Raw genomic sequence first — 21,261 nt, 5'->3', positions numbered from 1 at the left:
AAAACGGTTTCATAGTATGATGTATATGTTTTTTCAGGGGGTAAGCAACATGGAGCAAGCAATGCGTAATTTCTTTTTATTCCTTTCAAAAAATAAGCCGATGACAAAGCTCGCTAAGAAATATGGCCTGCGTTTTGGAGCCGGCCGATTCGTTGCAGGGTCTTCGATTCTGCAGGCAGTTGAGGTTATTCGCGAACTGAATAGTCAGAATCTTGTTGTAACGATCGACTATTTAGGAGAGTTTGTGGACAATGAGCGTGAAGCAAACGAAATGGCACTAGAATGTGTAGAGGCTGTTCGTGCAATCGGGAGAGAAAACCTGAAATCTCAGCTGTCCCTAAAGATGACATCAATGGGGCTGGATATTTCCGAAGAGGTTGTCATGAAGAATATGCGATTGATTCTTGATGAAGCAACCAAGCATAATGTATTCGTGACCATTGATATGGAGGACTACTCCCGTTGTGGGAAGACCATTGATATCTTCAAGCGGTTAAAGTCTGAGTATGATAACATCGGCACGGTTATACAAGCCTATTTATATAGAACAGAAAAGGATATGGATGATCTGAATGCGTATTCCCCCAATCTGCGTCTAGTAAAAGGGGCCTATAAAGAGTCACCTGAAGTTGCGTTTCCCGAAAAGAAGGATGTAGACGATAATTTCAAAAAAATTATTAAAACTCATCTATTAAACGGCAATTATACAGCCATTGCCACACACGATGATGAGATGATCGAATATACGAAAAGACTCGTGGAAGAGTACAATATCCCACGTGATCAATTCGAGTTTCAAATGCTGTTTGGTATCCGTGTGGAACGGCAGCATGAACTGGTCAAAGAAGGCTACAAAATGCGCGTATACGTTCCGTACGGTACTGACTGGTATGGATACTTTATGAGAAGACTGGCTGAAAGACCAGCCAACGTCGCCTTTGTTTTAAAAGGTGTCATGAAGAAATAATTGCAATTAGTGATAAGACTCTGTGGATGTTCATGGAGTCTTATTTTTGTTTATAGGCGAAGCCAGCCATCCCTAGTTAAGAAGAGAAGGTATCCCTAAACGACTAATGGGAATATTATTGCTGAATAGAAGAGAGAAGAGGCTTTTTAATTGTTACGGTATTCACAATATAATATAATAAAAGTGAATAATCTTCATGAATAAGAGGCGATAAAAAATGGAAATCACCATTGATAATTTGACTTTACTGCTTGGCCTCTTGCTTTTAGTCGGTGTCATAACCGCCAAGTTCTCCACCAGATTAGGCGTCCCCTCACTTATATTATTTATCATCGTAGGTATGGTACTAAATACATATTTCTTCTTCGATAATGCTCCAATGACACAATTCATCGGAACACTTGCTTTAATCATCATTTTGTTTGAAGGTGGACTTCAGACAAAATGGAGCAATGTGAAAAGTGTCTATAAACCTTCATTATCACTGGCAACCATTGGAGTCATTGTGACCACACTTTCGATTGGGGTGGCAGCAAAGTTCATCCTCGATGTAAGCTGGCTGGAAGGGATGTTATTTGGGGCAATCGTTGGTTCGACGGACGCTGCAGCGGTTTTCTCCGTTTTAGGCAACAAAAACATCAAACCGAAAATTTCTTCTACACTGGAAGCTGAATCAGGCAGTAACGATCCGATGGCAATCTTTTTGACGGTAGCTTTTTTGCAATTGATCCAATTTCCCGGATTAAATCCTGCTACCTTGATTTTAAGCTTTTTTTGGCAAATGGGTATGGGCCTGGTACTTGGGCTGGCGCTTGGATGGGCATCTGTGTGGATCATTAATCGGATCAATCTTGATTCATCCGGTTTGTATCCTGTTCTGTCCATTTCACTGGCTATCTTCACTTACGCATTTACCAGCATTCTTGAAGCGAGTGGTCTATTAGCTGTCTATATCATGGCGATCGTAGTAGGGAATCAGGAATTGACCTATCGACATTCCATTGTCCGTTTTAATGAAGGGTTTGCGTGGATGATGCAAATCGTCATGTTTATCCTGCTCGGATTATTGGTTTTCCCTCAGCATTTGCCAAGCATTGCGTGGCAAGGGATCGTCCTATCGATTCTATTGATTGTAGTAGCGAGACCACTGGGAGTGTATCTAAGTCTTGCCCTGGCAAAGAGTTTCTCCATTAAAGAAAAGTTCTTCATCTCATGGGCAGGTTTGAAGGGCGCGGTACCAATCGTATTGGCAACGTATCCAATGGTTGCCAATATCGAAAACAATGAAGTCATCTTCAACGTCGTGTTTTTCGTTGTTCTTCTATCCGCTCTGATACAAGGAACGACCATCTCACCTTTAGCCAACTATCTGAATCTTGCTGGGGAAGAAAAACCGCCAATCGCTCACAGCATAGAACTCGTTTCAATCGGTAAAACAAACAATGAAATGCTCGAAGTTCTCATCAACGACGATGCCTATATTACAAACAAGGCGATCAAGGACATCAATCTGCCTGAGAAAACATTGATTTCAGCGGTTATCCGCAACAATGAACTGATCACTCCAATGGGTGACACTGTCATCAAAGCAAATGATACACTTTATGTGCTTGCAAATAAGAGCCAGAGAAAGCGTATCAATGAGCTCTTGAATTCTAAAGGGGGATTAAGTTCCACGTAAACAGAACAATTGGAGCCGGGCACGAACCACCCCTCATTCAGGATGAGCCAAAATATATCAATAATAAAAAAGCAATCTCCCACTTGGAAGATTGCTTTTTTATTATTGATTAGTCAGCAGAGACGGCTGCTTTACCCAATGATTTTCTTTCAAAGAGCTGTTCGAAAACCGGGAAGCTATATTGAACCACGAATCCTAATAGGAGCGTAACAATGATCGTACCGATTCCGATATCTCCCTTAAACAGGAATGCCAGTGACAGGGCAAATCCTTCACTGATGATTCGCGAATTACGAAGATTTAATCCGAAACGCGTATGGATGGCCACCATAAGTGTATCCATAGGGCTAGCAGGGAATTTAGCCTGTAAGTAAATCGCAATTCCAAGTCCCATTGTCAAAATACCTGAAGCAAGGGTGAACACCTGATTCATCAGCATCTCGGGAGCGTAATCATTAAAGACGACCAGTAACCAAAAATCAATCAAAAGGCCAATCACAAGAATGGACCCCGCAGCCAATACATCAGGCTTCTTCTTCATAATAAGAGCATTAAGGCCGATCAGTACAATCCCATTTATGAAAACAGCGGTTCCAACCGTAATCCCAAACATATTCGATTCCCCAACGGCCAGGGCATCCCAGGCAGAGGCACCTAAACCAGATTTAATAATCAGGGCAACACCCATTGTCAAAATAAAAAGTCCAATCGTAAAAAACAAAAGTCTGCGTTTCATTCACATAGTCTCCTTTACTGTAAACGTTCTCATTACTGTACTTTAAAAAACAGACGAGCTACCTTAGGTTGTGATAGATAAAGTAGGAGGTCTGACAACTTAAAATTTATATTCTTAGTTTACTGTAAAAGTGGGGACAAGGCAAAGTTAATTTTTGTATGGGGAAGGGAAAAGTTTGGGGATTAGTGTGTGGTTAGGAAGGGAGGGGAATAGTGTTTGTGTTTAGCGGAATTTGTCGAACGGTCGATAAATCCGGATAACGGTTGATATATCGAAATAACGGTCGATAAATTTCCCAAAGCCTTTTAAATCCCCAACGAATCGCCAATCACCCACCCCGATCCCATCATCCCACGAAAAAAAGCGCCTGATCAGCAAAATCAGGCGCAATTTCCTAAAACAAACTATGGTTGCTTCTTAAATTGGTTGTTTTGACTGTTTCTTTTTCCGCCGCCGTCCAAATCAACGGTAGGACCAGCGTCCCCCTTCACACTTGCTGCACTCACTCCAGCCTTGGAAGGATTTTTCTTATGCTTAGCCATGTCGAACACCTCCATTACTAAGATTCCCGGATCTTTTAAATTTTATGATGTTCTATATGCAGAAGAGGGACGGACCTGCACGGAGGTCCGTCCCTCTTAATCGACAATAACCTTCCAATTGTGATTACAGGCAGCTTTTATCGTTTTATATTTGAGGAAGTGGTCAGCAATCAGCTCGGTCATGTCGATTTGTATTTCTTTGATAATCGGTTTGTTCTTGAACATGGTGTATTCCCCGCCGCCACCTGCCCGGTAATTGTTCATGACGACTTGGTAATGTTTATTTTCTTGTAGGGGCTCCCCGTTGAAAAGCAGGGAAGTAACCCGCTTTCCTATTGGATGGCTGATATTCAACACGTAGTCAATCCCTTCCCACATATCATAGTTATAATGCTGAGGTTTAGGAGTGGTGAAATTAGGATTCACACTAAGCAACCCTGCTTGGTTCACAGCGAAATAAGATGCCGAACGCTCAAGGGCAAGACGTATGTCTCTCCCTGTAATTTCAAGAACGGTTAACGTATTTGGATAGATATAATTAGACACGATATCCCTCATTGTGACCATATTCGGCAGCCCCCGTTGTGATTCACTGAATAGTGCGGTTGCTGAAATGGAAACACCAGCTGCCTCCTTTTGAACGCGGTGAATGAACTCAATGAATGGATGTTCCCTGATACGAGCCTCGAATGTATCTTCTATCAGCATATTTCCTTCAATCGTACCAATGGGTTGGTCAAGCCAGGATTGTGTTTTGCTTTCAATATCCCAGGCTAAGGAAAGGACATTTTTATCGGCCTCGATTCCCTCCATGGAAATGATCTGAGTCTCCTTGTTTAACACGGTCCATCTTTGCTTGTTTCGTTGTAACTTAATGGTTACTTGTCCGATAGTCCCACCATACATTCCCGGCTGTACGATTGAAATCCCATTGATGGTGCCGGCAAGTTTTCTGTGTTGATGACCAGTGAGCAGTACATCGATTCCTTTTACTTCCTGACAAATTTTATAGCCTTGGTTTTCACCAGTTTGTCGCTCAGTCGGTGAACCCGTTTGAATATCTCTTTCGAATCCTCCATGATACGACACAATCATCACATCAGGTTTTTCTACTTTGTGTATGTAGGAAATCCAATTTTGGGTTGAGGTAAAGGCATCTTTAAATTCCAGATCTGCTATGTGAGAGGGCTTTTCCCAGTTTGGAATATAATGTGTCGTCACGCCAAGCACAGCTGCTTTTACCCCGTTAGGTAGTACTTTGATGAAGTAAGGGAGCCCAAAGTAAGGTTTCTTCGTCCTATTATCAAGGATATTTGCTGATAAAAAAGGAAACTCTGCATCTTGTTGCGCTTTACGTAAGGGTTCCATCCCATAGTTGAATTCATGGTTGCCAATCACGGCTGCATCATAATTCATTTCATGTAAAATTGAAACAAAAGGGTTTGGCAAATGACGAGCTTGTTTCATATAATAATAAGTAAGGGGAGTGCCTTGATAGAGATCTCCATTATCAATGACCAGAACATTCCCGGTTTGTTTTCGTACACTTTTAATAAAGGTTGCCAGTTTACCTAAACCAACAGTTGCCTTCTCCTTCGTTCCATATAAGTAAGGGAATATATGTCCATGAATATCACTGGTTTCAAGTATCGTTATAGATGTTGTATGGTTTTTCATTCGAACCTCCATATCCTGAAAAAGGCATTATAGTGTTATCAAGTCTACATTATGGAGGAAGAAGATGACAAAGTAAAAACATCAAAGTTTTTGTAAAATTTATCATTTTTACTCTTTTAAATATTGCGATATTTTAGAAAATCAGATATATTAGATGTAACAGGAACTCATTCGAGTCTTTTTTTTGAGTAAAAAATGAATGAGTATTCATTCAAAGTGTGTAAAAGGGGGAAATACCATTGGTTCGTAGAATTCAGAAAGCCGCAGTGTTAGGATCAGGAGTCATGGGTTCAGGAATTGCCGCTCACCTTGCAAATATCGGCATCCCGACAATGTTATTAGATATCGTACCAAGAGAATTAACCGACGAACATAAAGCAAAGGGACTGACAGAAGAGAGCAAGGCGTTTCGCAATCAATTTAGTGAAAACGCTTTAAAAAAGCTCTTTAAACAAAAACCGGCGCCATTGACTTCAAAGCAAAACGCTTCACTCATTACAGCAGGCAACTTCGAGGATGACCTTCAAAATATCGGGGATTGTGACTGGGTCATTGAGGTAGTCGTTGAGAATTTAGATATCAAGAAAAAAGTGTTCGAACAAGTGGAACGATACCGTAAACCGGGAAGCATCATAAGTTCAAATACATCCGGGATTTCAATCGAGGCTATGTCAGAAGGGCGAAGCGATGATTTCCAAAAGAATTTCTTAGGCACGCATTTCTTCAATCCGCCTCGTTATTTAAAGCTTCTTGAAGTGATTCCGACGAAGAACACGGATCCGGAAGTAGTCAGCTTCATGAAGACATTTGGAGAAGATGTGCTCGGTAAGGGTGTCGTGATGGCGAAAGATACACCAAACTTCATTGCAAATCGCATCGGAACCTATGGATTGCTCATCACTGTTCAAGAAATGCTGAAAGGCGGCTACTCTGTAGGAGAAGTTGATTCCATCACGGGACCGACGATCGGAAGACCGAAAAGTGCCACTTTCCGTACACTTGATGTGGTCGGACTTGATACATTCGCTCATGTTGCGAAGAATGTGTACGACCAAGTGGAAGGGGAAGAGCAGAAGGTGTTTGAAGTACCGGCCTTCATGCAGAAGATGCTTGAAAATGGCTGGCTTGGGAGCAAGAGCGGACAGGGATTTTTCCTGAAACAAGGAAAAGAGATCCTGGAGCTTAATCCTGAAACGATGGATTATCAGCCGCGTCAAAAGCTGAAAACCGCTTCTCTTGAAATGGCGAAGAATGAAAAAGGATTAAAGAATAAAATAAAATCACTTGTCTATGCGAAAGATCAAGCAGGCATGCTCCTATGGAATATCGTGTCTCCGGTGTTAAATTATTCAGCCCGGCTGCATGGTGAAATCGCTGATGATATCGTAGGCATCGACCAGGCCATGAAATGGGGCTTCGGATGGGAAATGGGCCCATTTGAAACATGGGATGCAATCGGTGTTGAAAAATCTGTGACCCGCATGAAGGAAGAAGGCCTAAAGGTACCTGAGTGGGTAGAAACGATGCTCGCTGAAGGTCACTCCACTTTCTATAAAGAAGAAGATGGAGAGCGTTACTTCTATCACAATGGAGACTACCAACTTGTAGAGCGAAACCCGAAGGCACTCGACTTAAAGGCTCTTAAGAAGCAAGGAAAGCTGATCAAAAAGAATTCCGGAGCAAGCTTAATAGATATCGGAGATGGAATCGCGCTTCTTGAGTTCCATTCTCCAAATAACGCGATCGGAATGGACATAACGCAAATGATCAATTTTGCAGTGGATGAAGTAGAGAAGAATTATAAAGGACTCGTCATCGGAAACCAGGGCAAGAACTTCTGTGTAGGAGCAAATCTTGCCATGATCCTGATGGAAGCACAGGATGACAACGTATTTGAAATCGATATGGTCGTCAGGAACTTCCAGCAAGCGATGATGAAGATCAAATATTCATCCAAGCCAGTGGTAGCCGCACCATTCGGCATGACATTAGGCGGCGGGAGCGAAGTTTGCTTACCGGCTGCTCACATCCAGGCTTCCATGGAAACGTACATGGGCTTAGTCGAAGTCGGTGTTGGATTAATCCCTGGAGGCGGCGGAAACAAAGAACTTTATATGAAGCACTTGGCGAACCTTCCAAATGGAGTGGAATTCGATCTTCAAAAAGTAGCCAATAAAGTATTCGAATCAATTGCAATGGCGAAGGTTTCCACATCTGGTGATGAAGCAAGAGACAACAACTTCTTAAATAATGCGGATGGAGTAAGTGTAAACAATGATCATCTGTTATACGATGCAAAACAGGCTGCACTGAGCCTATACGAAGGTGGATACTCAGCTCCGATCCGCAAGAAGGTACCCGTTGTAGGTGAAACAGGATATGCAACCCTTCTTCTTGGAGCTCAATCCATGCTCCAATCAGGCTTCATTTCAGAACATGATCTGATGATCGCGAAAAAGCTTGCTTACGTGATCGCAGGCGGAAAAGTACCATATGGAACAGAAGTAGACGAACAGTACTTGTTGGATCTTGAAAGAGAAGCATTCCTGAGTCTTGTTGCTCAGCCTAAATCACAGCAAAGAATGCAGCACATGCTTGTAAAGGGAAAACCATTACGCAATTAATCAGCGTTTATATCATATTAGAAAGCGGGGGAATTTCATGCGCGAAGCAGTCATTGTTGCTGGTGCAAGAACACCAGTCGGAAAGTCAAGAAAAGGATCATTAGCACAGGTGCGGCCAGATGATCTTGGGGCACTTGTAGTTAAAGAAACCCTCAAACGTGCAGGAAACTATGAAGGCAACATCGATGATCTGATCATCGGATGCGCGATGCCTGAAGCAGAACAAGGGTTAAACATGGCTAGAAATATCGGTGGTCTTGCGGGCCTGCCTGATTCAGTACCGGCAATCACGATTAACCGATATTGTTCATCCGGGTTGCAATCCATTGCTTATGCTGCAGAAAAAATCATGCTTGGGCACTCTGATACAGCGATTGCAGGTGGAGCTGAATCCATGAGTCTTGTTCCGATGATGGGTCACGTAGTCCGCCCGAATGCCAAGCTTGCTGAAAATGCGCCTCAATACTATATGAGTATGGGGCATACAGCTGAGCAGGTGGCAAGAAAGTTCGGAGTATCCCGTGAAGATCAGGATGCATTTGCGGTAAGAAGTCACCAAAAAGCGGCAAAAGCTATTGCTGAAGGGAAATTCGACGATGAAATCGTACCGGTTGATGTGCTTCATCGTTCAGTAAGCAATGAAAATAAACTGGTGGAGAAATCATTCCAATTTTCAAAAGACGAAGGGGTACGTGCTGAAACAAGCTCGGAAGTTCTGGCTAAGTTACGCCCGGCTTTCAATGTGAAGGGCTCTGTAACGGCAGGGAACTCATCCCAGACGAGTGACGGAGCAGCTGCTGTCATGGTGATGGATAGAGAAAAGGCTGGTTCATTAGGACTGCAACCAATGGCGAAGTTCAGAAGCTTTGCAGTAGCCGGAGTTCCGCCGGAAATCATGGGAATCGGTCCAGTCGAGGCGATTCCACGGGCTTTGAAGATGGCGGGATTGGAGCTGTCGGATATCGGACTATTTGAACTGAACGAAGCATTCGCTTCTCAGTCCATCCAAGTCATTCGTCAGCTGGGTCTGGATGAAGAAAAAGTGAACGTAAACGGTGGAGCCATCGCTCTTGGTCATCCGCTGGGCTGTACAGGTGCTAAGCTGACCCTTTCCCTCGTACACGAAATGAAACGCAGAAACCAGCAATTCGGTATCGTCACCATGTGCATCGGAGGCGGAATGGGTGCAGCCGGCGTCTTTGAATTAATAGGTTAATAGGAGGGACGGACCTCGAATGCCGAGGCCCACTGCTCCTTCAAAATAATAATTTTTAGGGGGATTCGAAATGGCGAATCAAACAGAAAAGCTGATCAAGGGTGGAAGTTTTTTAATTGAAGATGTAAGCTGTGAGCAAGTTTTCACACCGGAGGAATACTCTGATGAACAAAAAATGATTGCCAAAACAACCGAGGATTATGTGTTGAATGAAGTTGTACCTGTCATCGATAATCTGGAAAACCATGAATTTGACCACTCCGTTCGCCTGTTAAAAGAAGCGGGGGATCTTGGCCTTTTGGGTGCTGACGTTCCTGAAGAGTACGGCGGATTGGGCCTGGATAAAGTGAGCTCGGCACTGATTGCTGAAAAAATGTCACGTGCAGGCGGATTCTCCATCTCTCACGGTGCACACGTTGGAATCGGGTCACTGCCAATCGTTCTGTTCGGAAACGAAGAACAAAAGCAAAAATACCTTCCTCCATTGGCGACTGGTGAAAAACTGGCAGCATACGCATTAACGGAGCCGGGTTCAGGTTCAGATGCACTGGGTGCTAAAACGACAGCTAAATTGAATGCAGAAGGTACTCACTACATTTTAAATGGTGAGAAGCAGTGGATCACAAACTCTGCATTTGCTGATGTATTCGTTGTGTATGCGAAAATCGATGGAGAGCATTTCTCGGCATTCATCGTAGAAAAAGAGTTCCCGGGTGTTTCAACTGGGCCGGAAGAGAAGAAAATGGGTATCAAAAGCTCATCCACCCGTACATTAATCCTGGAAGATGCTGAGATACCAGTGGAAAACCTTCTTGGTGATGCAGGGAAAGGCCATATCATTGCTTTCAATATCTTAAACATCGGCCGTTATAAATTAGGGGTAGGAGCTGTCGGAGCGAGTAAACGTGCATTAGAAGTAACAGTACAATACACGAATCAACGTCAGCAATTCAAAACACCAATTTCTGCTTTCAACCTCACAAAAGAAAAACTGGCAACAATGGCGTCTAAATTATACGCAGCAGAAAGCTCCGTTTACCGTACAGTAGGGTTGTTCGAGGATCGTATGAGCAAGCTTACGGATGAAGAAGTGAAGAATGGAACGGAAGTGGCAAAATCGATTGCAGAATACGCGATTGAGTGTTCATTGAATAAATTCTTTGCAACAGAAGTACTGGATTATGTAGTCGATGAAGGTGTTCAACTTCATGGAGGATACGGTTTCATGCAGGAATACGAAATTGAAAGAATGTACCGTGACTCCCGTATCAACCGCATTTTCGAAGGAACGAATGAAATCAACCGCCTACTGGTTCCTGGCACGTACCTGCGTAAAGCAATGAAAGGTGAACTTCCATTACTTCAAAAGGCACAGGCCCTTCAAGAGGAATTAATGATGCTTATGCCTGAAGAGGTAGGAGATGAGCCACTGGCTCAAGAAAAATACCTTGTGAAAAACGCGAAGAAAATCGGCTTGATGCTATCTGGTTTAGCGGCTCAAAAGTTCGGTAAAGCCCTTGAAAAAGAACAGGAAATTCTTGTGAACATTGCCGATATCGTTTCGAACGCATACGCGATGGAATCCGTTGTTCTTAGAACAGAAAAAGCCATTCAAAAAGGTGGAGTAGAGAAAGCTCAGCAAAAACTTCTTTACACACAAATCTTCTGTCAAGAAGCATTCAATGAAATCGAACAACATGCCAAAGAAACGCTGGTAGCAACTGAAACGGGTGACACACTGCGCATGATGCTATCCGCACTCCGTAAATTCACCCGCCATACACCGATCAACGTGATCGCAGTCAAACGAGCGGCATCTGAAAAGCTGATAGACGCACAAAAATATACAGTTTAATTAAGTAGTTTAAGGGACGGACCTCTGAAATGGAGGTCCGTCCCTTAATTTTGTTCATAACTTGACATCTACAACTCAATTAATTATTATATGTTTAAACACTTAAACGTTTAAGTGTTTAAACATTAAAGATAAGGTGGTAATCATAGATGAATAAAACAGTATTAATTACAGGGGCTTCAAGTGGTATAGGCTTGCACTTTAGTCATAAATTTGCAGGTTCAGGTCATGATGTGATTCTTGTAGCAAGAAGTGAGGAGAAGCTTCGTATTCTATCAAAAGAAATTAAAAGTAAGTACGGTGTGAAAGCATATGTCATACCATCAGACCTTTCCAAACCAGGAGCATCGGAAACGTTATATGAGGAAGTCAAAGCAAAAGGGATCCAGGTGGATTTCCTAATCAATAATGCAGGATTCGGATTGTTTGGGGAGTTTGAGCGAACTGAACTATCCAAAGAACTGGACATGATTCAAGTGAATATCACTGCCCTTACAGAGTTAAGTAAGTATTTTGGAAAAGAAATGGTGGGCAGAAATAGTGGACAAATTCTGAATGTAGCATCAACAGCAGCATTCCAGCCGGGTCCATTAATGGCCGTTTACTATGCAACAAAAGCGTATGTCCTTTCATTCTCAGAAGCCTTGGCGAATGAATGGGCACCGCACGGAGTGAAAGTAACCGCTTTGTGCCCAGGAGCTACCCAAACGGGGTTCAGTGATGCAGCTGACCTGAAGTCTTCAAAACTATTTCAGTCTGGTGTGATGAGTGTGGAAGAAGTGGTAGATGAGGGATATAACCAAATGATGACGAAGAACAAAACAGTTATCATCCCAGGTTTCAAAAATAGAATGCTGACCCAGTCCATCCGTTTTATGCCGAGGAAAATGGTCACAAATATTGTTCGCAAGGTGCAAGAACGGGTATAATTGAATGTGAATGAGTTTGAAGGGAGAAGACTATGGGTCAAAAAGCAATTGATACATTTCGTGCTTGCATTCCATTATTTCAAGCGCTAAGTGATCCTTATCGTCAGGACATAATATTACTTCTTGCCGAACAAGAACCTCTTACGGTTAATCAGATAACTGAAAATCTAACTTTATCCCGCCCTGCTGTTTCTCATCACTTAAAGATCCTGAGAGATCAACAATTAGTTTCTTTAGAGCAAAAAGGAACCCAGCGCTTCTATTCTCTTGAATTGGATAATGCAACTGTCCTACTAAAGGAACTGGTTGAAACGGTTGAAAAACAATGTGAGTAATGTTTCACAAAAGAAGGATAATAAAGAATATTGTCGAATGTAGAGATAGATTCGAGCAATGTGTATTCTGGATGGGGACTCCCCATCCAGATAAATGAAAGGTGGTGGAATGATGTCGTTGTCTTTTTATTCATATCCGAAGTGTGGTACGTGCCGGAAAGCAAAGAAGTGGCTGGAAGATGAAAACATAGCATTTAATGAAATACATATCGTTGAAACCCCCCCTACAAAAGACGAGCTTAAAAACCTACATGAAAAGAGCGGATTGCCTCTTAAGAAGTTCTTTAATACAAGTGGTAAAAAGTATCGGGAATTAGGCTTGAAAGATAAAGTAAACTCGGCTTCCGATGAGGAATTATTAGAAATACTTTCCACGGACGGGATGCTGATCAAGCGTCCAATCACTACGGATGGAAGTAAGGTGACAGTTGGTTTCAAGGAAGAAACCTTTGAAGAAACCTGGAAGTAAAAAGAGGTCTGGGATTACCAAATCATGGACAATGAAAAAGTTTCATTATTCATGCTAGGTTTTCTTGCTTTTTTAATGAAAAGTGTGTCAATATTAGGTTGTATAACTAGCATTTGGAGGGATAGAGAATGAGTACACCGAAAGAACTTCGTTATTCTGAAGAACATGAGTGGGTCAAAGTTGAAGGGGAAAATGTACGAGTGGGAATCACATCATTTGCACAATCTGAACTGGGCGATATCGTATTCGTTGAGTTACCAGAGGTTGGAGATGAGATCAAAGCGGACGAGCCGTTCGGTAGTGTTGAATCGGTTAAAACCGTTTCTGAGCTATATGCACCTGTATCCGGTAAGGTGGTAGAAGTGAATGAAGAGCTGTCTGATAGCCCTGAGTTCGTGAACGAATCACCTTATGAAAAAGCTTGGATGATCGTTGTTGAACCTTCAGACGCTGGAGAAGTAGACAAGCTTATGACAGCTGAACAGTATGACGAAATGATTAATGAAGGATAATTTCTACCATGCACCTTGAGAATTTCTCAAGGTGTTTTGTTTTTTATTTTGGGCACCATATGAGTAGACGTTTTTTATAAGAAAGCTCTTTTCGCAACAATTGTTGTTCTTAATATATAGACTGCCAGTGCTGTGTGATTCAGTGAGTGTGAACTAGATGGTGAGGGGAAGTTCTCCTCTTTCAGCTAGTATTCGAACGAGCAACCCAGCTTAGCAGAACGGGGCCTCATGCTTAGAAGGTTGATTGGAGCGGAAGGTGCTCGACTCCTGCGGGAATAGCGGGAAAGTTGAGACCCCACAGGGCAAAGCCCGAGGAGGCTCAACTCACGCCCCGCGGAAAGCGAGCACCTGGAGCGGAAATCAACCACTGCACGCTTTATTAAAACAACAAAGTTTACGAAAAATGCCTTCTAAAAAGAAAGGATGAATACGTATGGTGCTCAAGCCTAAGAAATTAGATGTAACCAACAGGGTGACAGGGAAACTGAAAAATGGTGAAGTAGAACTATATTTGGATAATCAGCCAATCGGCAGAATGGCTTTACCTCTTGATGGATTAAGCATGGAGCCAAACTTTGAAGCAAAAGAAAATAAAATTTATCAAAGCTACACTTCCACGGAAGGCGATCAAGCAAGATACACAGATTGTGATGAGGGTGGCTGGTGTTAGAAATGCTCATGGTGCCAGATTCGACAATGAATCTGGCACCATTTGTATAAGCAGATAGGCAAACCACTTGCGCATTTTTTTATAAACATGAGAAAATATAAGTAGAAAGTGGACATCATCTCTTGTTATTTGAATATACTATCGTAATCTTATTTCTGAAAGATAAGGTGATGATCATGATGGAACTTGACGAAAAAGTAATCATTGTCGAAGGAACAACTGACAAACGAAAAGTGAAAGATATCATCAAAGAACCGATTGAAATTATTTGTACAAACGGGACTATTAGCATTACGAAAATGGACGAACTCATTGATGCATTATTGGAAAGGGATGTCTATATCCTCGTAGATGCTGATGATGCAGGTGAAAAATTACGAAAGCAATTTAAACGTGAGTTTCCTGAAGCTGAACATTTGTACATTGATCGTATGTACAAGGAAGTGGCAGCAGCTCCCGAGTATCACCTGGCGTCTGTCCTGATTGGAGCCAATATAGACGTTCATAAAGAATATTTAGGAAAAAGGATGATCTAGTTTTGATTGAGGTAAGTAATACCGAAGCATTAAACGATCTGATTGAAGGCCATACGCTTGAAGCCGTTTACCTTTATACACCGATGTGTGGCACCTGTCAGGTGGCAAGTAAAATGATTGACGTAGTGGAAAAGCTTCCGCAATCTTTTCATTTTGTGAAGGCCAACTTGAATTATTTGCCCCAATTTGCAGAAGAACAATCCATCGAAAGTGTACCCTGCTTGCTTTTATTTAAGGATGGAGTCGAAAGGGAGAGGATTTATGCCTTCCAATCCGTGCCATTTTTATATGAAAGCTTAAACAAGATCACTGATCGTTAGAGGGATAAGAGACCTTTTGGGAGAAGGTCTTTTTTATATGTCTCTTTCTAAACAATTTTCTTTCTACAAACGAAGACATATTTCTCGGGAAATATTGCGAATGGCATCATTTTTTGACTAGTATTCATCCAAATTCTTACTGTTCGACAAATTAGATGAATACGTTCAAAACATGTCGAGAAAGTATAAAAGGGAAAAATACCTAAAAGTGGAATTGTAATAATATAGAAGTTTCACTGGGAGGGTATTCATGCGAATATATTTAGAGGAATTAGTAGATCAGTGTCATTCAAGATATCACTTACGACTCTTATTTCCAGACAGCCCATTTGTTCTTCATTTTGATTGTGGAAGCGATTTGTACGGTATTTCTATTTCGAGCAAGGGATGCGATGTATTAGATGATTTGAGTGAAGACGCTCATTTCGTAATTGAAGGAATGGAGGAAAAAGTGGTTTCCCTACTCACAGGGGAAGAACGGTTGTCTCAACTGATCGAAGCTGGGGCACTTGAAATCAGAGGAGGGTATCGACCGCTTCTATTTGTTGAATCTGTCCTTTGGCTTACGAGGTCAAGGGGAAAAGAGCCGGTGAAAGTTTAAAAAATAATTGACACACTCTATAACCGATGATAAAATCTCTCTTGTAGCAAATTTTCAGAGTCTTTAACTATTTAAAAAAATTTAATAATCGATACTTTACTCTTATAAAGAGAGGTGGAGGGACGTGCCCTATGAAGCCCGGCAACCGTCAATGAAAATTGAAATGGTGCCAATTCACTCAAAGCATATGCTTTGAAAGATGAGAGAAAGGATAGTCCTATATGATTATGCCTTTCTGCTTATCGCAGAGAGGCATTTTTTAATGATTTAGAAAAAGATGACGGGAAAATGCCAGCTATGTGCAACCATAATCTTGATTAAACAGGTCGTTTTACTCCGAAAGAAGGTGGAATACAACATGATTACCATTTCAGATGTGAAAAAAATCTATCAATCCAAATCGGGTCCAATTTCAGCCGTTGATGGCGTCAATATCGAGATTGCCCAAGGAGAAATTTTTGGAGTGATTGGCTATAGTGGAGCAGGTAAGAGTACGCTGATCCGCATGCTCAATGGTCTCGAAGTTCCTACAGAAGGAATAGTGGACGTGAATGGTCAAATCGTTTCCCGGGTAAAGGGTAAAAAACTGCGGGAAGCAAGACAGTCGATAGGCATGATTTTTCAACACTTTAATCTCCTCTGGTCTCGTACAGTATTAGAAAATATACAGTTCCCATTAGAAATTGCTGGAGTACCAAAGAAAGAGAGACTCCATAGAGCCAATGAATTATTGAAGCTTGTAGGATTGGAAGGCAGGGGAGATGCCTATCCTTCTCAACTGAGCGGCGGACAGAAACAACGAGTGGGGATTGCAAGATCCCTTGCTAACAATCCCGATGTCCTTCTATGTGATGAAGCTACTTCCGCTCTAGATCCACAAACAACTGATTCCATTCTTGATTTATTGGTGGATATTAATAAACGCTTAGGGCTGACGATTGTCCTGATCACTCATGAAATGCACGTGATTCAGAAAATCTGTCACCGTGTCGCAGTCATGGAACAAGGAAAAGTCGTGGAACTCGGGGATGTATTGGAAGTGTTCCGAAATCCACAAGAGCAAGTGACAAAGCGTTTCGTGAGAGAAGTCTCGCAAGTAAAAGAAACGGGTGAAACCATTGATCACCTATTGATGCAATATCCTAATGGGAAAGTGTTGAAATTTACTTTTGTCGGTGAATCAACTGAGCAACCGCTTATCACCACTCTGATAAGGAAGTTTGACTTAGACGTAAACATCCTTCAAGGACAAATCTCCCAAACTCAAAAAGGTGCCTATGGAACGTTATTTGTTCACCTTGATGGGGATGAACGGACCATTAAAGATGCATTGACGTTTGTTCAAACGCAACTGGTTCAAGTGGAGGTGTTAAGAGGATGATTGAAAATTTATTTCCAAATGTAGATTGGGAGAAGATGTGGGAAGCAACCCTCGAAACCCTGTATATGACCGGGATGTCTGTAGTGATTACCTTTGTACTCGGAATGATCCTTGGGATTTTGCTCTTCCTCACCTCTAAGGAAAATCTATGGGATAACAAACTGACATACACGATTACAAGTGCAGTCGTAAATGTGTTCAGATCGATTCCATTCATTATATTGATCGTGTTGTTAATTCCGTTCACCAAGTTTTTATTGGACACAATCCGTGGAGCGAATGCAGCTTTGCCGGCACTGATCATTGGAGCTGCTCCGTTTTACGCCCGTATGGTAGAAATTGCTTTAAGAGAAGTGAACAAAGGCGTCATCGAGGCCGCGAAAGCGATGGGGGCGAAAACGAGCACAATTATCTGGAAAGTCCTGATCCCGGAATCCATGCCGGCTTTGATTTCAGGAATTACAGTAACAGCGATTGCTCTCGTTGGATATACGGCAATGGCCGGGGTCATCGGAGCAGGCGGTTTAGGAAACCTGGCCTATTTAGATGGCTTTCAACGAAGCAGGGAAGACGTGACGCTCGCCGCAACCATTATGATCTTACTCATTGTGTTTGCGATTCAAATATTAGGTGATTTCTTTACAAATAAATTAGATAAACGGTAAAAGGAGAGAAATATCATGAAAAAATGGGTAGCAGGAGTTATTGCAGCAACAAGCATTTTTGGATTGGCAGCATGTGGGAGTAATTCAGAATCAGGAGGAGGCAGCGACGAGAAAGAATTAGTGGTTGGAGCTTCCAATATTCCTCACGCTGAAATTCTTGAACAAGTGAAGCCTTTATTAGAGGAGAAAGGTATCAATTTAGAAATTGAAACGTACCAAGACTATATCTTGCCAAATAAAGATCTGGATAATGGGGATATTGACGCAAACTATTTCCAACATGTACCGTACTTAGAATCTCAAAAAGCGGAACACGGTTATGATTTTGAAAATGCTGGCGGCATTCACATTGAGCCGATTGGCGTTTATTCTAAAAAGTACAAATCCCTTGAAGAGCTGCCTGAAGGTGCAACGATTCTAATGAGTAATTCTGTAGCAGATCACGGACGTATTCTTACGTTATTAGAAGAAAAAGGTCTTATTACATTGAATGATGGAGTAGACAAGACAAAAGCAACGCTGGAAGACATTAAAGAAAATCCAAAGAAACTAAAATTCGATTACGAATATGAAGCAGCTCTTCTTCCACAATTGTATGAAAATGAAGAGGGAGATGCTGTTCTGATTAATTCCAACTATGCGATCGATGCAGGTTTGAATCCTTTGGAAGATTCGATCGCCATTGAAGACAGTAATTCTCCATATGTGAATGTGATTGCTGTGAATAAAGGTGACGAAAACAAAGAGGAAGTGAAGGCGCTTGTTGAAGCTCTTCGTTCAAAAGAAATCCAGGACTTTATTAAAGAGGAATGGGACGGGGCAGTTGTTCCGGTGACCGAATAATTTCATATAGCGTAAATAAGAAACCCGATTCTGATTGATCAAAATCGGGTTTCTTTTCTGGATAAGTACTTACCGTATTTTTTTTAAACATAATCATTTCCATTATAGCTCATACTATTTTCGATGAATCTATTTCAGAAATGGAGCTGAATGAAATGCAGATAGAACCAAGAAATACAACAGAAGCTGCCCTTCATGATTATAAAATGGGACTTGGAATCTTCACTGAAAAAATGCCTGAGCTTGCCGAGCAGTATAATACGTTTACCGAGCACTGCTTTAGAGAAGGAGTTCTTTCAAAAAAAGAAAAGCAGTTGATCGCGTTAGGAATAAGTCTTTATTCCCAGGATGAATATTGCATCATCTATCACACAAAAGGATGCCTGGATCAAGGGTGTTCAGAAGAAGAAATCCTTGAAGCAATAGGAGTAACGGCTGCATTTGGCGGCGGAGCTGTCATGAGTCAGGCTGTGACTTTAGTACAGCAATCGATTCAGGATTTGAATCAGTTAAAACAATAAGTAAGGGATGAGTCGAAGGGGAGGAATCCTCTTCGATTTTTTTGTTGAAATTAGTGTTTGAACAAGGCTTTTCATTCAATTACATAATCTTCCTGGGCTTTGTCAATTAGTGTGTTGGATGGTGAGGTGACTTTTCTTGAAGTTAGCGTTTAACAGCCATAAAGTAGTAGCACAGAGTGGATTGTAGCGGAAGGCACTTGACTCCTGCGGGAAATAGAGGAAAAGTAGAAAAGCGGATGCGGCTCGCTCAGCCCCGACAAGCATAAGATGAATGGGCCTAAGAAGGCGTTCTTTGCCTTCTTGGACCATTTAGCTTATGACCTCGAGGGGCTAGCCGCCGGAGCTAGAAAGGTCGAGACCCCGCAGGGCAAAGCCCGAGGAGGCTCGACTTCCTCCCCGCGGAAAGCAAGTCCCTGGAACGAAAAGGAACGGTCCCTGTTTTCAAATTACCATCCGTTCAATAGAAAAATTACATTTTTGGAAGCTGCCCGAAAACAGTGGGAGAGACCCTAAAAGATCGACAAGGATACTCACCGGCCGTACTTTCTTTATGTAAAATAGCGACAATGTTTATGAAAAAAGCTATTTTATTTAATATGAGGTGGAAAGTTCGTTTGTGATCACCAAGTACTAAATACTTATTCAATAAAATGAATATATATTAAAAAAGCTATTAATTGGCAGTATAATGGCGGAATTTTGTGAAAACTTAATGGTAGCCCCTCGGAGTCAGGTTGAAAAGATGAATTTAAGAAAAAATGACCCTATACTGGTTTTGTCTTGTGAACGAGGGGGTAGTATAGTTGTAAAGTAATTAAAAACCTGAAAGGAATGATTCATTATCGACTCTCTTGAGAGTATCTCGTACACAAGTGAAATGGAAAAGGCAATGCATGGAGCCCATGGGATTGGTTATGAGGTGTACAAACGAAAGCATGATGTCAGAATGCAAGTAGAGAAAAGAAGAGAGCAGGACTATAAGGAAAGCAGAAGAATGATTGCTGCACTTGATCGTAAGGTGCACTCTAATATATAATAAGGAAGAAAAAAGGAAACCAGTGTAGACGATGCACTGGTTTTTTTATTGTTATGCAATCAACGCCAAGTCTAATAACGGAAGAACAAAGCGGACGGTTTCATAGGTTTCAAATTATATCAGTATCGATATGTTCACCATGACAGGAAACTGTATAAGAAACCCCTACATTTTTCCTGTATTTTAAGTTAACAATAGAAAAGGATTATCTTGTCAAGTTTACACTATCTGTATAGTTGAAAAAGTTGATAATAGCTTTTATTTGTTATAAGATTGTAATGAGAATAAATTGAGAATGATTAAAGAATTTAATTCTTAAATTCATTATAAAGTCACGGAGGTAAATACACATGGCAGGTTCTACTTTAACAATTAAAGATCTTCATGTTGAGATTGAAGGAAAGGAAATCCTGAAAGGGGTTAACCTTGAAATTAAAGGTGGAGAAATCCACGCAGTAATGGGACCAAATGGTACAGGTAAATCTACTTTATCTTCTGCTATCATGGGTCATCCAAAGTATGAAGTGACAAAAGGAAGCATTCACTTCGACGGTGAAGATGTGCTTGAAATGGAAGTTGATGAGCGTGCTCGCGTAGGTCTATTCCTTGCAATGCAGTATCCTAGTGAAATCAACGGTGTTACGAATGCGGACTTCTTACGTTCAGCAATCAACAGCCGTCGCGAAGAGGGCGAAGAAATTTCTCTAATGAAATTCATCCGCAAAATGGATTCTGAAATGGAATACCTGGAAATGGATCCAGATATGGCACAGCGTTACTTAAACGAAGGGTTCTCTGGTGGAGAGAAGAAGCGTAATGAAATCCTTCAATTAATGATGTTACAACCTAAGATCGCCATCCTGGACGAGATTGACTCTGGTCTTGATATCGATGCCCTTAAAGTTGTATCAAAGGGAATCAATAAAATGCGCGGTGAAGATTTTGGTTGCTTAATCATCACTCACTATCAGCGTCTTCTTAACTACATCACTCCTGATCATGTTCACGTCATGATGCAAGGACGCATTGTGAAATCTGGCGGAGAGGAATTAGCACAACGCCTGGAAGCTGAAGGATATGACTGGATTAAAGAAGAGTTAGGAATCAAAGACGAAACTGTTGGCCAAGAAGCGTAAGTGTTAGGG

General features: G+C 41.7%; 22 protein-coding genes and 1 riboswitch. Of the genes, 19 read left to right on the top strand and 3 right to left on the bottom strand.

The features are described from left to right. Window positions 1-49 precede the first annotated feature (49 nt). Together AAEM60_RS19365 and AAEM60_RS19360 are read left to right on the top strand one after the other, a co-directional pair. Complete coding sequence (locus AAEM60_RS19365; protein WP_299743602.1) at window positions 50-967, top strand: proline dehydrogenase; 918 nt, start codon at window positions 50-52, stop codon at window positions 965-967. Between the two features lie 217 nt (window positions 968-1,184). After that, entirely contained in the window at window positions 1,185-2,648 is a 1,464-nt protein-coding gene (locus AAEM60_RS19360; protein WP_341356900.1) for a potassium/proton antiporter, read from the top strand. Between the two features lie 109 nt (window positions 2,649-2,757). On the opposite strand, the gene AAEM60_RS19355 is transcribed toward AAEM60_RS19360, so the two are convergent. The 3 genes from AAEM60_RS19355 to AAEM60_RS19345 all read right to left on the bottom strand — a co-directional run bounded on the left by AAEM60_RS19355 (window position 2,758) and on the right by AAEM60_RS19345 (window position 5,603). Then, window positions 2,758-3,384 (bottom strand): hypothetical protein, encoded by a 627-nt coding sequence (locus tag AAEM60_RS19355; RefSeq protein WP_341356899.1) that lies wholly within the window; start codon window positions 3,382-3,384, stop codon window positions 2,758-2,760. Between the two features lie 404 nt (window positions 3,385-3,788). Beyond that, window positions 3,789-3,926 carry a YuzL family protein gene (locus AAEM60_RS19350; RefSeq protein ID WP_299743611.1) on the bottom strand — a complete coding sequence of 46 codons (138 nt, stop codon included), beginning with the start codon at window positions 3,924-3,926 and terminating at the stop codon, window positions 3,789-3,791. Window positions 3,927-4,022: 96 nt separating this feature from the next. Then, the gene (locus AAEM60_RS19345; RefSeq protein ID WP_341356898.1) at window positions 4,023-5,603 is read right to left on the bottom strand and encodes a bifunctional UDP-sugar hydrolase/5'-nucleotidase; all 1,581 of its coding nucleotides are present in this window, start codon (window positions 5,601-5,603) and stop codon (window positions 4,023-4,025) included. Between the two features lie 239 nt (window positions 5,604-5,842). Here AAEM60_RS19345 and AAEM60_RS19340 point away from each other — a divergent pair, with 239 nt between their 5' ends. From AAEM60_RS19340 to sufC, 17 genes are all read left to right on the top strand, one after another. Continuing rightward, window positions 5,843-8,227 (top strand): 3-hydroxyacyl-CoA dehydrogenase NAD-binding domain-containing protein, encoded by a 2,385-nt coding sequence (locus AAEM60_RS19340; protein WP_341356897.1) that lies wholly within the window; start codon window positions 5,843-5,845, stop codon window positions 8,225-8,227. Between the two features lie 37 nt (window positions 8,228-8,264). Then, a complete protein-coding gene (locus AAEM60_RS19335; RefSeq protein ID WP_148970072.1) occupies window positions 8,265-9,443 on the top strand; it encodes an acetyl-CoA C-acetyltransferase in 1,179 nt (392 codons plus the stop codon). Between the two features lie 70 nt (window positions 9,444-9,513). Continuing rightward, the gene (locus AAEM60_RS19330; protein WP_299743621.1) at window positions 9,514-11,298 is read left to right on the top strand and encodes an acyl-CoA dehydrogenase family protein; all 1,785 of its coding nucleotides are present in this window, start codon (window positions 9,514-9,516) and stop codon (window positions 11,296-11,298) included. 149 nt (window positions 11,299-11,447) lie between these two features. After that, a complete protein-coding gene (locus AAEM60_RS19325) occupies window positions 11,448-12,227 on the top strand; it encodes an SDR family oxidoreductase (protein WP_341356896.1) in 780 nt (259 codons plus the stop codon). Window positions 12,228-12,259: 32 nt separating this feature from the next. Then, complete coding sequence (locus tag AAEM60_RS19320) at window positions 12,260-12,562, top strand: metalloregulator ArsR/SmtB family transcription factor (protein WP_044338179.1); 303 nt, start codon at window positions 12,260-12,262, stop codon at window positions 12,560-12,562. 112 nt (window positions 12,563-12,674) lie between these two features. Beyond that, on the top strand, window positions 12,675-13,031 hold the full coding sequence (locus AAEM60_RS19315; protein ID WP_299744017.1) for an arsenate reductase family protein: 357 nt from the start codon (window positions 12,675-12,677) through the stop codon (window positions 13,029-13,031). A 128-nt stretch (window positions 13,032-13,159) separates the two neighbouring features. Beyond that, entirely contained in the window at window positions 13,160-13,543 is a 384-nt protein-coding gene (gene gcvH / locus AAEM60_RS19310; RefSeq protein WP_044338178.1) for a glycine cleavage system protein GcvH, read from the top strand. Between the two features lie 433 nt (window positions 13,544-13,976). Further along, window positions 13,977-14,213, top strand: a complete 237-nt coding sequence (locus AAEM60_RS19305) for a YusG family protein (RefSeq protein ID WP_299743636.1) — start codon at window positions 13,977-13,979, stop codon at window positions 14,211-14,213. Window positions 14,214-14,389: 176 nt separating this feature from the next. Next, on the top strand, window positions 14,390-14,749 hold the full coding sequence (locus AAEM60_RS19300; RefSeq protein ID WP_044338481.1) for a toprim domain-containing protein: 360 nt from the start codon (window positions 14,390-14,392) through the stop codon (window positions 14,747-14,749). 5 nt (window positions 14,750-14,754) lie between these two features. Beyond that, window positions 14,755-15,069, top strand: a complete 315-nt coding sequence (locus AAEM60_RS19295) for a thioredoxin family protein (protein ID WP_341358025.1) — start codon at window positions 14,755-14,757, stop codon at window positions 15,067-15,069. 250 nt (window positions 15,070-15,319) lie between these two features. Further along, entirely contained in the window at window positions 15,320-15,670 is a 351-nt protein-coding gene (locus tag AAEM60_RS19290; RefSeq protein ID WP_341356895.1) for an SCP2 sterol-binding domain-containing protein, read from the top strand. 99 nt (window positions 15,671-15,769) lie between these two features. Continuing rightward, window positions 15,770-15,876, top strand: a riboswitch (SAM riboswitch). 152 nt (window positions 15,877-16,028) lie between these two features. Beyond that, a complete protein-coding gene (locus AAEM60_RS19285; RefSeq protein WP_299743648.1) occupies window positions 16,029-17,051 on the top strand; it encodes a methionine ABC transporter ATP-binding protein in 1,023 nt (340 codons plus the stop codon). Then, a complete protein-coding gene (locus AAEM60_RS19280) occupies window positions 17,048-17,716 on the top strand; it encodes a methionine ABC transporter permease (protein WP_341356894.1) in 669 nt (222 codons plus the stop codon). The genes AAEM60_RS19285 and AAEM60_RS19280 overlap by 4 nt, the downstream gene beginning before the upstream one ends. A gap of 15 nt (window positions 17,717-17,731) precedes the next feature. After that, the gene (locus AAEM60_RS19275; RefSeq protein WP_299743653.1) at window positions 17,732-18,559 is read left to right on the top strand and encodes a MetQ/NlpA family ABC transporter substrate-binding protein; all 828 of its coding nucleotides are present in this window, start codon (window positions 17,732-17,734) and stop codon (window positions 18,557-18,559) included. A 155-nt stretch (window positions 18,560-18,714) separates the two neighbouring features. Continuing rightward, a complete protein-coding gene (locus AAEM60_RS19270) occupies window positions 18,715-19,080 on the top strand; it encodes a carboxymuconolactone decarboxylase family protein (RefSeq protein ID WP_299743656.1) in 366 nt (121 codons plus the stop codon). Window positions 19,081-19,957: 877 nt separating this feature from the next. Next, complete coding sequence (locus tag AAEM60_RS19265; protein ID WP_299743659.1) at window positions 19,958-20,116, top strand: hypothetical protein; 159 nt, start codon at window positions 19,958-19,960, stop codon at window positions 20,114-20,116. A gap of 350 nt (window positions 20,117-20,466) precedes the next feature. Then, complete coding sequence (gene sufC, locus AAEM60_RS19260; protein ID WP_044338171.1) at window positions 20,467-21,252, top strand: Fe-S cluster assembly ATPase SufC; 786 nt, start codon at window positions 20,467-20,469, stop codon at window positions 21,250-21,252. Window positions 21,253-21,261: the final 9 nt, after the last annotated feature.

Source organism: Rossellomorea sp. y25, assembly GCF_038049935.1.
Taxonomy (GTDB): Bacteria; Bacillota; Bacilli; order Bacillales; family Bacillaceae_B; genus Rossellomorea.
The sequence above is the reverse complement of the archived record's forward strand: the minus strand, read 5'-3'. Positions and strand labels throughout refer to the sequence as shown.

Bases quoted from the DNA above. Each gene is read 5' to 3' on its own strand.
- AAEM60_RS19365 (WP_299743602.1), top strand. From the start codon at position 50: ATGGAGCAAGCAATGCGTAATTTCTTTTTATTCCTTTCAAAAAATAAG.
- AAEM60_RS19360 (WP_341356900.1), top strand. From the start codon at position 1,185: ATGGAAATCACCATTGATAATTTGACTTTACTGCTTGGCCTCTTGCTT.
- AAEM60_RS19355 (WP_341356899.1), bottom strand. From the start codon at position 3,384: ATGAAACGCAGACTTTTGTTTTTTACGATTGGACTTTTTATTTTGACA.
- AAEM60_RS19350 (WP_299743611.1), bottom strand. From the start codon at position 3,926: ATGGCTAAGCATAAGAAAAATCCTTCCAAGGCTGGAGTGAGTGCAGCA.
- AAEM60_RS19345 (WP_341356898.1), bottom strand. From the start codon at position 5,603: ATGAAAAACCATACAACATCTATAACGATACTTGAAACCAGTGATATT.
- AAEM60_RS19335 (WP_148970072.1), top strand. From the start codon at position 8,265: ATGCGCGAAGCAGTCATTGTTGCTGGTGCAAGAACACCAGTCGGAAAG.
- AAEM60_RS19330 (WP_299743621.1), top strand. From the start codon at position 9,514: ATGGCGAATCAAACAGAAAAGCTGATCAAGGGTGGAAGTTTTTTAATT.
- AAEM60_RS19325 (WP_341356896.1), top strand. From the start codon at position 11,448: ATGAATAAAACAGTATTAATTACAGGGGCTTCAAGTGGTATAGGCTTG.
- AAEM60_RS19320 (WP_044338179.1), top strand. From the start codon at position 12,260: ATGGGTCAAAAAGCAATTGATACATTTCGTGCTTGCATTCCATTATTT.
- AAEM60_RS19315 (WP_299744017.1), top strand. From the start codon at position 12,675: ATGTCGTTGTCTTTTTATTCATATCCGAAGTGTGGTACGTGCCGGAAA.
- gcvH (WP_044338178.1), top strand. From the start codon at position 13,160: ATGAGTACACCGAAAGAACTTCGTTATTCTGAAGAACATGAGTGGGTC.
- AAEM60_RS19305 (WP_299743636.1), top strand. From the start codon at position 13,977: ATGGTGCTCAAGCCTAAGAAATTAGATGTAACCAACAGGGTGACAGGG.
- AAEM60_RS19300 (WP_044338481.1), top strand. From the start codon at position 14,390: ATGATGGAACTTGACGAAAAAGTAATCATTGTCGAAGGAACAACTGAC.
- AAEM60_RS19290 (WP_341356895.1), top strand. From the start codon at position 15,320: ATGCGAATATATTTAGAGGAATTAGTAGATCAGTGTCATTCAAGATAT.
- AAEM60_RS19285 (WP_299743648.1), top strand. From the start codon at position 16,029: ATGATTACCATTTCAGATGTGAAAAAAATCTATCAATCCAAATCGGGT.
- AAEM60_RS19280 (WP_341356894.1), top strand. From the start codon at position 17,048: ATGATTGAAAATTTATTTCCAAATGTAGATTGGGAGAAGATGTGGGAA.
- AAEM60_RS19275 (WP_299743653.1), top strand. From the start codon at position 17,732: ATGAAAAAATGGGTAGCAGGAGTTATTGCAGCAACAAGCATTTTTGGA.
- AAEM60_RS19270 (WP_299743656.1), top strand. From the start codon at position 18,715: ATGCAGATAGAACCAAGAAATACAACAGAAGCTGCCCTTCATGATTAT.
- AAEM60_RS19265 (WP_299743659.1), top strand. From the start codon at position 19,958: ATGGAAAAGGCAATGCATGGAGCCCATGGGATTGGTTATGAGGTGTAC.
- sufC (WP_044338171.1), top strand. From the start codon at position 20,467: ATGGCAGGTTCTACTTTAACAATTAAAGATCTTCATGTTGAGATTGAA.